A 14,121-nucleotide genomic window follows, 5' to 3' on the forward strand; every position below is an offset into this window, starting at 1 on the left:
TTATGTTTTTTTTCCTGTAGGCGCCGGCTTGCTGGCGATGCTCCTCGACGATAACGCGAGAAAACTGACCTGATCCCAGGCAATCCGCGCGCCATTGTGGCTCGCACACCCCGCAGGCAAGGGCGCTTTTAGTCCCAATCCTATTTGCTTCTTTTTTGGCACTGATAAGCTTTTTTCCTGGAAAAGTATCGGGAAATTCTTGTCATGATCGTAAATGCCGCCGTACCCAACGAGTTCAACGCCCTGCGCGTTATCACGTTGGCAACCGACGCCACCTGTGCCAATCGGCTAGCCGGCGCGTTGAGCAGTATGGGCGTGACCGCGCTGACCAATGCTCAATCGTTGAGCGACGTGCAGACCTGGCTGGTTGAGCAGCCGGTGGACGTTATCGTCTGCGAAATTCGTCCGGGGTGTGATGATGGGCTGATGCTGCCAAGCCTGCTCAAGGGCCTGCACGAAGCCGGCACCGTGGCGCAGTTGCCCAGCATCTTCTGGACCGGTGAAACCACGTTGAATGCCCAGGTGCGCGCTGCAGAGGAGGACGGCGTGGTGTCCCCGCATGCCGACACCCAGCAGCGCTGGATCAAGCACATGGGCGGGGTCGCCATCAGTGCGCTGGAGTCTCATGCACGATTGGCCCGGGCCGCAGGGATTCTGGTGGAGATCCTGCGTGAAGGCGCAACCCTGGAACTGGGCGATGCCCTGCGAGCCGTGGTGCTGACCCGCGCGAAACCGGACCCGCAGTTGCACATGACCACATTCGACGCCTTGGCCGAGGATGAAGTGATCAATGCGCTGACCACGGGGGAGGGGTTGCGCTTTGTGTTCCAGCCACAATTCGAACTGTTGAGCCGGCGTGTAGTGGGGGCCGAGGCACTGGTGCGCTGGAAGCACCCGCGCTTTGGAGAAATCCCGCCGTCGGTGTTGATGCCGTTGGTCAACCGCCTGGGCCTGGACCTGCTGCTGTTCAGCCTGGTGGAGATGTGGAGCATCAGGGCGATGCTGGCGCTCAAGCGTGAAAACATCTTGATTCCCATCGCCGTGAACGCCTCGGCCAAAACCCTTTGCACCCCGCACTTTGCCGACCGTCTCGCCACGCGGATGCAGCAGGCAGAGTTGCCGAACCGCTTGCTGAAAATCGAGCTTACCGAGGACGTACCCGAGCCGGATGAACTGCATCTTTCAGCCTCGCTGACGGCGATCCGCGCCAAGGGCTTCCAGGTGTCCCTGGATGATTTCGGTACGGGCGCGGCCACCCTGAATCTGTTGGCGAACCTGTCGTTCGATGAGATGAAAATCGACGGCTCGTTCGTGCGTGCGGTAGAGCAGCACTCCTCATCACGCAAGGTGATTGCAGGCATCGTCAGCTGGGCCGGCCTGCTGAATCTGAATCTGGTGGCCGAGGGCATCGAGGATGAGTCCACAATCCCTTTGTTGCACCGCTTGGGCTGCCGCGTCGGGCAGGGTTATGCGCTGGCGCGACCGATGGAAGTCGAGGCTTTTTTGAGCTTCCTGATTCAGCGCAATAAACATCAATAAATAGACTTGTGTTTGCCTGTCTGCCCTGCTGATGTTGTTTTTAGGAGTACTCTTATTTCCATTTTTTCATCGGTGACTTAAATTCACCCTCGTCGAATTTTTTAAATTATCTGCCGCTGGAGTTAATCAATCTGACTATTCAATAATTATTGTTGAAGGTCATTGATTTCAAAAAAAACGACTGTTCGCCTGGCAACTTCAAATTTGCCAGTGCGTAGTGTATTGCGTGATCAAAAGTTCGCCTGCTGCTTTTTAATGTGCGCTTGCTCAGTTGCACGGATGGAATTGACGTTGTAAGCCCGTCTGCAATGACGGCAACTTACCAATGATGAGGCGGAGTTGTTTTTCATCTTTTTGCTCGTTATATAGAGTGTCCTGTGATCTATGAAACGCTTACAAATTGCTTTGCTGGATGATCATGCAATCGTGCGACATGGCCTGGTCAATCGTTTAGTGCAGGAACCTGATTTTGAAGTGGTCGGTGTCTACGCCCGCACGCGTGAACTGTTGGCAGGGCTGGCCAAGGCTCCGGCGCAGGTGCTGTTGCTGGACTATGTCCTGGGGCCCAGCGAGTTGGACGGTGTTTTACTGATTCGAGCGTTGCGGGTGAAGTTTCCACAATGCCGCATCCTGGTATTTTCCACCCACCATGATGCCGCCACCGTGATCCTGGCCTTGCGCGTAGGTGCTCGGGGATTTCTCGGCAAGAGTGAAGACATGGGCCAGTTGATCGATGCCGTCCGGCTGGTGGCATCGGGCGTGGTCTACCTGAGCCCGGACATGGCCTACCGGGTTGCCGAGGCCACTGCGGTCAACTATGACGGTGAAGTCCGCAACCGTGAGGATGCCCTGCGCTTTGTCAGCCTGTCCGCTCGCGAGCAGGAAGTGATCCGCTGTTATCTGACCGGCATGACCATCACCGAGATTGCTGAGAAGTTCAATCGCAGCATCAAGACCATCAGTTCCCAAAAGGCCTCGGCTTTTCGCAAGTTGGGCGTGATATCCAACAACGAGTTATTCAAGATCAAGCACCTCATTGAAGGCGTCTGAACCCGCCACCCACGCGCCGTGCGATTTGCTGGTTGTTGCATATACTTACGAGCGTGCCAGACGTTGTAGCGGTGGGTTACCCCTGTTTTTCGGCAGCGCGGTGTGCGCTGGGCTGAGTGGGCTCGATCACGATGAAACCTATACGTATTGCTTTGTTGGATGATCACGCGGTTGTTCGACATGGTCTGGCCAATACCCTGGCGGCCGAGGCGAACTTTGAAGTAGTGGGCATTTATGAGCGCAGCCGGGACCTGATCGCCGGCCTCGCCACGGCGCCTGCAGACTTGCTGCTACTGGACTTTTCGCTGAGTCCCGAAGAGTTGGACGGCGTGTCATTGATCCGCGCCTTGCGGGTCAAGTTTCCCGATAGCCACATCCTTGTATTGTCCACCCACCATGACCCGGCGACCGTGGGCTTGGCCATGCGTGTCGGGGCGCGCGGGTTTGTCGGCAAGGGCGAGGACATGGGCCAGTTGGTCAAGGCCATCCGTAAAGTCGCGGCGGGGGCGGTGTACCTGAGTCCCGACATGACCTATCGCCTTGCCGAAACCGTCACCAGCGACACCCGCAAGGGCCCTGGCGAGGTGCCGGACGCGCTGATCCTGGCGGAGTTGACCAGTCGCGAGCAGGAGGTGATTCGGTGTTACCTGGCGGGCATGACCATTACCGAAATCGCCGAGAAATTCAACCGCAGCATCAAGACCATCAGCACCCAGAAAACCTCGGCGTTTCGCAAGCTGGGAGTCACTTCGAACAACGAACTGTTCAAGCTCAACAAGATCATTGGTTCGCCATGAGGCAGTGGTTATGGGGGGGCGTGCTGCTGTGGTTGATAGGAGGAGCGCCTGCTCTCGGCGCGGATGGGGTTCAACTGAGTGAACAGCAACAGCAGTGGATTCAACAACACCCGGTGCTACGGGTGGGGGTGGCGGAGGGGCTGATTCCATTCGAGTACCTGAGTGACGGGCGACTGCAAGGGCGTTCGGCGCAGTACCTGCAATTTGTGACCGATGCCACGGGCCTTGAATTCACCTACGTGCCAGGAAAGACCACGCAGATACGCGAGCAGATGCTCCTCGATGGCCAGGTCGATCTGTTGTCCTCTTACCTGCGCTTCAGGTCTGAGCGGGCGACCAAGGGCCTTACCGCGCTGACCTACCACACCACTTCGCCGATCATCGTGACCCGTGTCGACGGCCTCGATATCTTTGACATCGACCAACTGCAAGGCAAAACCGTGATGGTCCCCGACGTGGATCATTACGATGAGATAGTCAGTGAAACAGGGGCCAAGGTCACGCTGATCAAAAGCCAATCGGCCCTGGAAATGCTGACCCGTGTCGAGGACGGCAGTGCCGACGCGGCCATCGCATCGGAAACCTTCCTGATGCCCTATCTGTACCGCCAGTTCCAGGGCATCCTCGAAGTTTCAGGCGTGGTCGGCAGCCAGGCGCTGGATGTCAGCATGGCGGTTCGCTCGGACCAGGCCATGCTGATCTCGATCCTCGACAAAGTCCTGGGGTCAATCACCGCCGAGCAACGCCGAGTGATCTATAGCCACTGGTATCACGACCTCGACCTGAATGTCCCAACCTTGCTTACCCTCTACAAGCACTTCTTGCATGTTCTGGTCATGGGCGCGTTGGTGCTCGCCAGTTTGTGTGTGCTGGTCTATCGCGGCCATCGCCGGCGGCGTCAGGCCGTACGCAACGAGCAGGAAAAAACCATGTTCCTGGCCGTCATGGGCCATGAAATACGTTCGCCTATGAATGCCGTGCTGGCGGCCATGGAATTATTGGGGCACACCCGGCTCAATGAGCAGCAGCGCCACTTTGTGCACCTTGCCAATGGCGGCGCCAACGCATTGGTGCGGTTGCTGGATACCGTGCTGGACACCCCAGGCTCGGGTGCGCGGGCGTTGCGCCTGAGCATTGAACCGACCGATGTGACCGCGCTGGTGCAAGGCGTAGTTGGCTTGCACCGCCTGCGCGCCCGGGAAAAGCACCTGAGCCTGAACGTGAGCATCCACACTACGCTGCCCATGCTGTTACTCGACAGCTCCCGCCTGACGCAGATCTTTCATAACTTGCTATCCAATGCCATCAAGTTCACCGATGCCGGTGGAGTCGACATCAAGCTGTGCCTGGTGGGCTCGCAGGCCGACGGCCAGCAATTACAAGTCAAGGTGCGCGATACCGGGATCGGTATGAGCGACGCGGTGCAGGCATCGTTGTTCCGGCCGTATGCCCAGGCCACTCACTCTTACAAGCGCTCCGGTGGTACCGGGCTGGGCCTGGTGATCTGCCAGCAGTTGGCCAACTTGATGCAGGGATCGTTGACGCTCAACAGTGAACCGGGGGTTGGTACCACCATCATCCTCTGCGTGCCGGTGACGGTTGCACCGCAGATTACTGAACAGCCGCAGATTCAGCCGTCCGCGCCTCAGGCCGTGACGGGCGGCCTGCAGATCCTGGTAGTGGAAGACACCCTGGCCAACCAGGAAGTGCTGCGGGCGCAGATCGGTGGCTTTGGCTGCGCGGCCGTGATCGCCGCCGATGCCGCCCAGGCCCGCAGCTTGTTTGGGGAGCGAGCTTACCAATTGATCCTGATGGACTGCGACCTGCCGGACCAGGACGGTTACAGCCTGGTGCGCGAACTGCGTGAGTTCGAGCGCGATTTGGGGCGTTCACGCTGCCCGATCATCGCTATTTCTGCCTTGACCGGTGAACCGCATCTGAAACGCTGCTTGGAGGCGGGTATGGACGCAGCCTTGAGCAAGCCGATACGCCTGGGGCAACTGCGCGAGGTGATTGAGCGTTGGTGCGACGTCAAGCTGGCGGCACCCCGTGCGAGCCTGATGGCCCCACAGCTGGATCAGGCGGCGATCAATCGGGAAATGGCCAGTGACATCGGCAGCCTGATCAAGGCCATCGCGCTATGTGACCGGCCCAGTGCGGTCCACGTTGCCCATCGTCTGCACGGGGCCGCACTGATCATGGAGTGGTTGGCCCTGGGGCAGAGTGCCGAGCATCTGGAGCGCCTGTTGCGTGGGCCGCAGGGCTGGGATAACCCGGCCTATGCCCAGGCCCTGCGGGCGTTGGTTGAGCATTGGCAGGCCTTGGGCGGGAATGCGACCCTCGACGTGCTGCCACCCAATCGGCCCGCGCGAGTGACGCAGCGATGAGCGCCTTCCTGCAACGCCTGCTGTTGCTGGCAATCCTGTTGTGCAACCTGAGTGGGGCGTCACACGCCAGCCCGACGCCGATGGAGTTGACCCAGCAGGAGCGTGATTGGATTGCCGCCCACCCGGTGCTGCGTGTTGGCGTATTCGATAACTTGCTGCCTTTTGAATACATCAGCAACGGCCAGCTCAGAGGCTTGTCAGCCAAATACCTGAGGGTGATTGCAGCGCGTACGGGCTTGCATTTCGAACCTGTCACCACCACTACGCGCAGCGCCCGCAAAGACATGTTGATCAGCGGCGAAGTCGATATATTGCCCACCCGGCGCCGCGACGATGACCCGGCAAAGGATATCGGGATGCTTTACACCACGCCCTACAACACCAGTTCGACGATTATCGTCAGTCGGTTTGGCGACCAACCTTTTGCCGACCTGGAGCTACTCGCCGGCAAGCGGGTGGTGATGCTGGGCCGTGAGGAGGACTATGTCGCGTTCTTGAGGCATAAGGCCCCGGGGATAACCGTTGTCTCTGCGCTGAATGCGGTGGACATGATGGCGATGGTCAAGGATGGTCGCACGGATGCGGCGATTGCTTCGGAATGGCTGCTGATTCCCTACCTGTCTCGCCAATATCATGGGGTGCTGCAGATTTCAGGTGTGCTTCCAATGCTGCATACCGGTGTGAGCATGGCGATACGTGACAGCGATGTGCTTCTGCTGTCCATCCTGGACAAGGCGCTGGCGTCCATCAGCGGCGATGAGCGCAAGGCGATCTATGATGCCTGGTTTGTGGAGATGGACCTGGACATACCCACGGTCAAGGCTATTGCCGAGCATTACCAGGGCGAATTGTGGCTGTTACTGATGGTGGTGATAGTGCTGCTTGCATTGGTCTTGCAAAGTCGTCTGCAGCGTCGCCAAGCCATGAACAGCGAGCGGGAGAAGGCGATGTTTCTGGCAGTCATCAGCCATGAGGTGCGTTCGCCGATGAACGCCGTGCTGGCTGCCGTCGAGCTGCTTGAGCACACCCCACTCGACGAGCGGCAACGACACTTCACCGCGTTGGCCAATAGCGGCGCCAATACCTTGCTGCGGTTGGTGGATGATGTGTTGGACATCTCCAAGATGGAAGCCGGGCAACTGGCCCTCAATCTTGAACCGGTGGACCTCTGGGCGCTGGTCTTGCGGATAGTGGGCGAGCATCGAGCCCAAGCGCAGGAAAAGGGCCTCGAGCTGCTCGTCACCGGCGAGCGTCCCAGTGATCCGCTGTTACTGGACGAGCTGCGCCTGGCGCAGGTGCTGCGCAACCTGATCGGTAACGCCGTCAAGTTCACCGAGATCGGCCGGGTAGAGGTGCAGTTGCAACTTTTGACGGCGCCTGCGGTGGAGGTGCGGCACCTGGTGATTCGAGTCATCGACACGGGCATAGGCTTGTCCGAACAGGCGCAATCCTCGCTGTTCCGGCCTTACGCCCGGGCCAAACAATCCTATCGGCGCACTGGCGGTACCGGCCTGGGCCTGGTGATCTGCCGGCGCCTGGTGAGGCTGATGCGCGGCGAGTTGGTGCTCAGCAGCCTGCTGGGCGTCGGGACCCAGGTCGAAGTGAGAGTGCCCGTTGAACTGGCTGCATCTCACCACTTGCCGGCGAACGAGCCTGCCATACCTGAGGCCGGTAACGGTTTGCAGGTGCTGGTGGTGGATGACTCGTTGCCCAGTCGGCAAATATTGCAGGCACAGCTCGCAAGCCTTGGCTGCGGCGCGCTGCTGGCGGCGGATGCAGCCCAGGGGCTGGCATTGTTCAGCGCCCATCGGGTCGATATGGTGTTGATAGCGTGTGATTCGCCAGAGAGTGATGAGCGTATGGCTGGCGCGTTTCGTCAGCTGGAGCGCGAACACGAACGCTCATACTGCCCGATCATCGCCGTCTCGACAGTTGCCGGGAATGAATACCTTCAGCGTTGTTTTGATGCCGGTTTAGATGGCGTAATGACTAAACCCATCCAACTGGCCAAGTTGCAGCAGATGATTGAGCTCTGGTGCGAACTCCCCCAGGCCCCGCCAGTTGAAAGGAGTCTGGAGCCGGCGGCGACACCGGAGGCGCTGCGCAAGGAACTCAACAGCCTGATAGAGCGGCTCGCCTTGCGCGATCGCAGCTTGGCGTTGGACGCAGCGCAGAGACTGCACTCTGCCGCGTTGGAAGTGGGTTGGGCAGACTTTGCAGCGATGGCGCAGCGTATCGAAGTGCTGTTGCAAGATGAACTGAGCTGGCCTGCAGAGGCTATCGCGGGCCATGCCCGCAGCCTGCTTGAGCACAGGGGTGGGCTTATTGGCGGGGTCTAGGCTGGGTGCGGACCTCAGGGCTACATAGCGGCTGCTTTTTATTTCGTGTGTTTAACCATTGATAAGTATTGGCAGGGCTGCTTTTTAGGAGTGCTCCTATTGACGGAGTGTGGCTGTTATTTCAATAAAGACAGCGCGCAACAGTAAGTTTCAGTGGCGTTGAAAGTGTAAGAAAGGTGAGGCGTTCAAGGGTTTTTCAGAGCACTCCTATATGGAGTTTGATGCGCCGTCCCTAAACTTAATCCTGCAACAACACAGAAGCTCTCCGATAAACGGAAGCTTTACAACTTACTGTAGAACATCGCTCTCTCGGAGTTACTCATGAATTACAAAGCCCGCGCCCTCGCTGTACTGGTCGCTGCCACAGTCTCTTGCGCTGCTCTGGCTTCGGACGGAAAAATCGATTTCAACGGCGAACTCAAAGCCGAAACCTGTCAGGTAGCAGTGAACGGTGCCAGCGGTGCGAGCGGCACGACCGTCACGCTGCCAACCATCTCCACTGCTTCCCTGGCTGCCGCAGGTCAAGTGGCCGGCCAGACAGGTTTCAACATCGAGTTGAGCAAGTGCTCGGCCGCGATCAAGACTGCTGCTGCATTCTTTGAAGCGGGCGGCAGTGTTGATCCGGTCAGCGGCAACCTGAAGAACGTGAGCGGTTCTGCCACCAAAGTTCAACTGCAACTGGTTGACGCCACCAATGGCACAAAAATCCAGGCCGGTAACACCGCGCAGGTCACGTCCACCAGCCGTATCGATGTCGACGCTACCACCACCTCTGCCACCCTGCCGTACGCTGTCCAGTACTTCGCCCAGGCGGCTACTACTCCGGGCACCGTTGTCAGCTCCGTGACTTACTCCATCAACTATCAGTAAGTCGCAGGCCATGGACACACGCCCTGTTGATGTTTCAAGGGGCGTGCTTCCATGCGGCAACGGGATTGCTTTATGTCTTGCTCACTTGCATTCAAGCAACTGCTCCTGGCAGGGATGGCGACACTGATGTGTTCCCAGGCCTTGGCTGGGGTAGTGATTACCGGAACCCGTCTGATCTACCCGGCGGACCAGAAAGAAATCACCGTAAAACTCAATAACAACGGCACGCAGCCGGCGTTGACCCAATCGTGGATCGACACCGGCGACGTCAAATCGACCCCGACCAGCTCCCAGGCGCCGTTCCTGCTTTCGCCACCGGTGGCGCGCATTGATCCGACCAAGGGCCAAAGCCTGCGGCTGATGTTCACAGGGGCTCCCTTGGCCCAGGACAAAGAGTCGGTGTTCTGGCTTAACGTGCTGGAAATTCCGCCCAAGCCTGAGGCCGGCACGGACCTCAATACCCTGCAAATGGCGTTTCGCTCACGGATCAAATTGTTCTACCGCCCGAGCGATTTGCCGGGCACTGCCAGTGAGGCGATTGAGCAGGTGCAGTGGCAACTGGTGCCGGCGCGTGACGGGCAAGGCCTGGCTTTGCAGGCGTTCAACCCGACGGCGTTCTATGTCTCGCTGGTTGAACTGGAACTGGTGGCTGGCGCCCAGCGTGAGCGCAGTGAAGACGGCATGATCGCTCCGGGTGAAACCCGGCAGTTCGTACTGCCCGCGCTCAAGGCACGACCAGCCGGCGATGCCCAGGTGGAGTTCAACGCCATCAATGATTACGGCGCACTGGTCCCGACTCGGAAACCACTCCAGCGCTGATCAATCCCTGACGTTTTTACTCGCGAGTCACTTATGTCGACCTCTTTCAGCTGCAGGTTTTTTCTGCGGGCGCGGCCTCGCTTCGCCTTGAATCCGCTCACGGCCTTGATCCTCAAGGTGCTGGCCGTTGCTCCAGGCGTAATGGCCGTGCAGGACGCACTGGCGCAAGAGGTGCAATTCAATGACGCGTTCCTGCCTGAGGACTCGCGCAATCTCGACCTTGATGCCTATCAGGCTGGCAACCCGGTGATGCCGGGGCAATACCGCGCAGACGTGATTCTTAACGGGCAGTTGAACAGCCGCCAGGATATCCGTATCGAGGCCCAGGCCGACGGCAGCAAGCCAGTGGTGTGCATGACCCGTGGCTTGCTTGAGCGCCAAGGCGTGGAGATGTCCAGCCTGTCACCCGAGGCCAGCCTGGCCCTGGACAGCCAGGGCTGTGCAGCGCTGGGTACGCTGATCCCGAGCGCCACCGCGACCTTCTCGCCAGACAACCAGGCCCTCGACCTGAGCATCCCGCAAATGGTGCTCAAGCGAAATGCGCGCGGTTATGTCAGCCCCGAGTTGTGGGACCGTGGCGTCACCGCCGGTATGCTCAGCTACAACTTCAGCGGCAACCGTAACCACACCCGCAGCGGCAATTCCGACTCGGCGTTCCTGGGGCTGCAGGCCGGTCTCAACCTGGGCGACTGGCGCTTGCGCCACAATGCCTCGATGAATTGGCAGTCGCGCCTGGGTACCAATTACCAGGCCCTGGACACTTACGTCCAACGCGATATCACTGCGCTGAAAAGCCAGTTGACGGTGGGCGAGTCCAACACCACCGGTGAGATCTTCGACACCTTGTCGTACCGTGGCGTGCAACTGGCCAGTGACGACCGCATGTTGCCCGAATCCATGCGCGGCTATGCCCCGGTGATCCGTGGCATTGCCCGCACCAACGCGCGGGTGACCATTCGCCAGGCCGGCAACATCCTGCTGGAAACCACCGTGGCCCCCGGCGCATTCGTGATCGATGACCTGTACTCCACCGGCTACGGCGGCGACCTCAACGTGAGCGTGGCCGAGGCCGACGGCACCGAACAGAACTTCATCGTGCCGTATGCCTCGGTCAGCCAATTATTGCGCCCTGGCACCTCGCGTTTCAGCCTGACTGCAGGTGAAACCCGCAACAACTACGTCGACCAGCAGTCGCGTCTGTTGCAAGGTACGTTGCAATATGGCCTGAACAATACCTTCACAGGCTTTGCCGGCATGCAGTCAAGTGATGACTACACCGCGGTGCTTACCGGTCTGGCATTTGGTACGCCCATCGGGGCCATGGCCGTCGACTTGACCCACGCCCAGACTGACCTGGCCACCGGCGCCGCCAAAGGGCAGAGCATGCGCGTGTCCTACAGCAAGAACGTGCTGAGTACCGGTAGTAACTTCTCCGTTGCGGCCTATCGGTTTTCCACCAGCGAATACCTGGATTTCAGCAACGCCATACAGCTGCTTGATGCCGAGAAAAGTGGCTGGGACACCAGCATGTTCGGGCGCCCACGCAGCCGCTTCTCAGTCACTGCCGATCAGAGCCTGGGAGACTGGGGCCAAGTGGCAATCAGTGGTTTTGCGCAGAACTATTGGAACCTGCCGGGCAGTGACTTGCAGTACCAGTTCAGCTACAGCAAGCAGTTCAATCGCATCAGCTTCAGCGTGAACGCCAACCGCAGCCGCATGGGCCTGGGCGATATGCAAAACAGCTTCTTGCTGACCATGAGTATGCCGCTGGAATTTGGTGCGTCTGGCCACAGCCCGCAAATCACCGCGCAGGTGGGGCGTGATAGCGAAGGCAACTACAGCGAACAGGCCGGCATCAGCGGCACCGCTGGCGATGACCGCCAGTATGGCTACGGCGCAACCTTCGGCCATGATGGCGCCAGCAACAGCAAGAGCGCAGCCCTCAATGGCCAGTACACCGGCGCAAGGGCCATGCTCAGTGCTGCCCTGGGCCGCGGCGATGGCTATACCAGCGCCTCGGTGGGCGCCAGCGGCACGGTGGTGGCCCATGCCGCCGGCGTAACCATGACGCCGTATCGCGGTGAAACCATGGCGGTAGTCAGTGCGCCGGGTGCCGAAGGCGCCAAGGTCTCGGGGTATCCAGGGCTCAAGCTCGACAGCCGCGGTAACGCCGTGGTGCCGTACCTGCGTCCTTATGAATTGAATGAAGTGGCGATCGACCCGATTGGCAGTTCGCTGGATGTCGAACTCAACGAAACCAGCCAGCAAGTGGCTCCGCGTGCCGGCGCCGTGGTGCACCTCAAATACACCACCAACCAGGGCCGCGCGGTGTTGCTCAACGTGCGCCTCGACGATGGCAGCAGCCTGCCCTTTGGTGCGGGCGTGACCGATGCCGAAGGCACGTCGGTGGGCATGGTCGGGCAGGGGGGTCAGTTGTACGCCCGGATCAAGCCTGAAACCCGCCAGTTGCTGATCAACTGGGGCAGCAAGACCCATCAGCAGTGCGCGCTGGTGATCCCGGCCGGCCCCGGCCAGGGGCAGCAGTTGCAGCAGTTGGACGCCGTATGTGCGGCCGGTAAACAGGTGGCTGGCAGCGTACAGCCCAACACTCTTCAAAAGGTACAGTTATGAACATCGGCGCTTTGATCAAGGCGGGCCTGGCCGTCGGCGCATTGTGGGCGGTGGCCGGGACGGCCATGGCGGTCACGTGCACCTACATGGACGGTATTCGCCCGGCCGTGGGCTCCATGCCATTGCAGGTTTCGGCGATCACTGTCGGGCGCGATGTGCCAGTGGGTACTGAAGTGTATCGCCAGAAATTCAGTATGGCGGCAGGCCAGGCGCCCAAGCTTGAGTGCCTCTACGCCCCGTATCAGCAGTGGACCGAGCTGACTGTCGACTCCAGCTATGCCCTGGCCAGTGTGTCCAGCGGGACGTATGCCAACAAAGTCTACAGAACCAGCATTCCGGGGCTGGGGGTCGCCTTCAATAGCTTGGGTGGCCCGTTGCCAAGGCAATCTGGCAGAGCCTGGACCACCTGTACGAGTGGCTGGAGGTGCCTGGTCCCATTTGACGGGCCGTCGAACTTTGAGCTGATCCTGATCAAGCTGGGCGATGTGACGCCGGGTGTACTGATGGGCAGTACGTTACCGATCGTGAGCCTATTCGGTAACTTCGGCGACGCCAGGATGCAGGGTTTCAGGATGGGCATCTCCGGCAGCATCCAGATTGTCTCGCGCACTTGCAGTACGCCGGATGTGTCGGTGCCCATGGGCTCGCACCTGACTGCCAAATTCACCGGGATCAACAGCACCACGGGTTGGACAGACTTTGCCATTGCCCTGAACAACTGCCCGGCGTTCAGCGGGATCTATACGACTAGCGGGCCGAACTGGGTTTCGCAAAGTGGCACCTCACCGTCTGGCACCACTACCAGTAGCGGCACCCGGGTCAACAACTCCTTGCAGTACCGCATCGACCCGGCGCGTGTGGCGATCAACGCAACCAACGGCGTGCTTGCCCTTGACCCTAGCGGGACGGGCAAGGCACCTGCCGCAACCGGTGTCGGCGTGCAGGTGGCGACCAGCAACGGTACGCCTGTGCCGTTGGCAACCAACCGAGCCAGCGGCCTTACCTTGCGCACCACCGAGGGCAGCTATTCGATCCCCCTGCGTGCGCGTTACCTGCAAACGGCCAACACGGTCACGCCGGGGCCGGCCAATGCCTCGGCGACGTTCACGATTATTTATCAGTGAGGGCCAGCAACCGCGCAATCTCCAGTCGCAATGCGCCGTGGACGTCTTCGGCGTACGGCGTGGCGGTTTTCCAGTCATAGAACCAGACCGGCATCTTGCGATAGTGCTCCGCTTCCGAGGCGTAGCGGGGGAAGATGTGGCAGTGCAGCTCCGGCTCGGAGTTGCCGAGGATTTCGTAGTTCATGCGCAGCGCATCGGTTGCCTGTAGCACGGCATCGCCAAGGCGGGCCATGTCCAGCAGGTAGGTGGTCCTGGCCTGGGTGTCCAGATCGTTAAGGCTCGGCACCACGGGATCGGGCAGCAGTAGGCAGTAACCCGGCAGAAACTGCACATCGCCCATCACGGCCCAACCGGAGGCCATTTTGCAAATCACCTTGTCATTGGCGCCGCTGCGCGCCAGTGCTACACGTTGCGAGATCAGAGACATCCGTAGTCCTTAAAGGGGCTGGCGAAATGCCGCATTGAAACACGGATCAGAGGGCGCGCGGTTGACTCCTGTAGTAGCCGGCAAGCCAGCTCCCACATGTGATCCATGTCGCAACCAAAATCCCGGACCTGCCACCAA

At 59.8% G+C, this 14,121-nt stretch carries 10 protein-coding genes; 9 read left to right on the forward strand and 1 reads right to left on the reverse strand.

Annotation, left to right across the window (positions count from 1 at the left end; all coding sequences use genetic code 11):
- The first annotated feature begins 204 nt into the window (after nt 1-204).
- The 9 genes from BHC62_RS21465 to BHC62_RS21505 all read left to right on the forward strand — a co-directional run bounded on the left by BHC62_RS21465 (nt 205) and on the right by BHC62_RS21505 (nt 13,556).
- Complete coding sequence (locus BHC62_RS21465; protein ID WP_070996081.1) at nt 205-1,539, forward strand: EAL domain-containing protein; 1,335 nt, start codon at nt 205-207, stop codon at nt 1,537-1,539.
- Between the two features lie 384 nt (nt 1,540-1,923).
- Nucleotides 1,924-2,589: a response regulator transcription factor gene (locus BHC62_RS21470; protein ID WP_029293653.1), complete on the forward strand. Its 666-nt coding sequence runs from the start codon at nt 1,924-1,926 to the stop codon at nt 2,587-2,589.
- 131 nt (nt 2,590-2,720) lie between these two features.
- Nucleotides 2,721-3,386 (forward strand): response regulator transcription factor, encoded by a 666-nt coding sequence (locus BHC62_RS21475; protein WP_029293655.1) that lies wholly within the window; start codon nt 2,721-2,723, stop codon nt 3,384-3,386.
- Nucleotides 3,383-5,773, forward strand: coding sequence for an ATP-binding protein (locus BHC62_RS21480; protein WP_083335471.1), 2,391 nt, complete (start codon nt 3,383-3,385; stop codon nt 5,771-5,773). Before BHC62_RS21475 ends, BHC62_RS21480 begins: the two co-directional genes overlap by 4 nt.
- On the forward strand, nt 5,770-8,112 hold the full coding sequence (locus tag BHC62_RS21485; RefSeq protein ID WP_070996082.1) for an ATP-binding protein: 2,343 nt from the start codon (nt 5,770-5,772) through the stop codon (nt 8,110-8,112). Before BHC62_RS21480 ends, BHC62_RS21485 begins: the two co-directional genes overlap by 4 nt.
- 321 nt (nt 8,113-8,433) lie before the next feature.
- Nucleotides 8,434-8,982, forward strand: coding sequence for a fimbrial protein (locus tag BHC62_RS21490; protein ID WP_070996083.1), 549 nt, complete (start codon nt 8,434-8,436; stop codon nt 8,980-8,982).
- A gap of 72 nt (nt 8,983-9,054) precedes the next feature.
- On the forward strand, nt 9,055-9,801 hold the full coding sequence (locus BHC62_RS21495) for a molecular chaperone (RefSeq protein WP_029293662.1): 747 nt from the start codon (nt 9,055-9,057) through the stop codon (nt 9,799-9,801).
- 33 nt (nt 9,802-9,834) lie between these two features.
- Nucleotides 9,835-12,432, forward strand: a complete 2,598-nt coding sequence (locus tag BHC62_RS21500) for a fimbria/pilus outer membrane usher protein (protein WP_029293663.1) — start codon at nt 9,835-9,837, stop codon at nt 12,430-12,432.
- Complete coding sequence (locus BHC62_RS21505) at nt 12,429-13,556, forward strand: fimbrial protein (RefSeq protein WP_070996084.1); 1,128 nt, start codon at nt 12,429-12,431, stop codon at nt 13,554-13,556. The genes BHC62_RS21500 and BHC62_RS21505 overlap by 4 nt, the downstream gene beginning before the upstream one ends.
- On the opposite strand, the gene BHC62_RS21510 is transcribed toward BHC62_RS21505, so the two are convergent.
- Nucleotides 13,543-13,983 carry an HIT family protein gene (locus tag BHC62_RS21510; RefSeq protein WP_029293665.1) on the reverse strand — a complete coding sequence of 147 codons (441 nt, stop codon included), beginning with the start codon at nt 13,981-13,983 and terminating at the stop codon, nt 13,543-13,545. The genes BHC62_RS21505 and BHC62_RS21510 overlap by 14 nt on opposite strands.
- Nucleotides 13,984-14,121: the final 138 nt, after the last annotated feature.

The sequence above is a fragment of the Pseudomonas sp. 06C 126 genome (genome assembly GCF_001855215.1).
GTDB classification, from domain to species: Bacteria; Pseudomonadota; Gammaproteobacteria; order Pseudomonadales; family Pseudomonadaceae; genus Aquipseudomonas; species Aquipseudomonas proteolytica.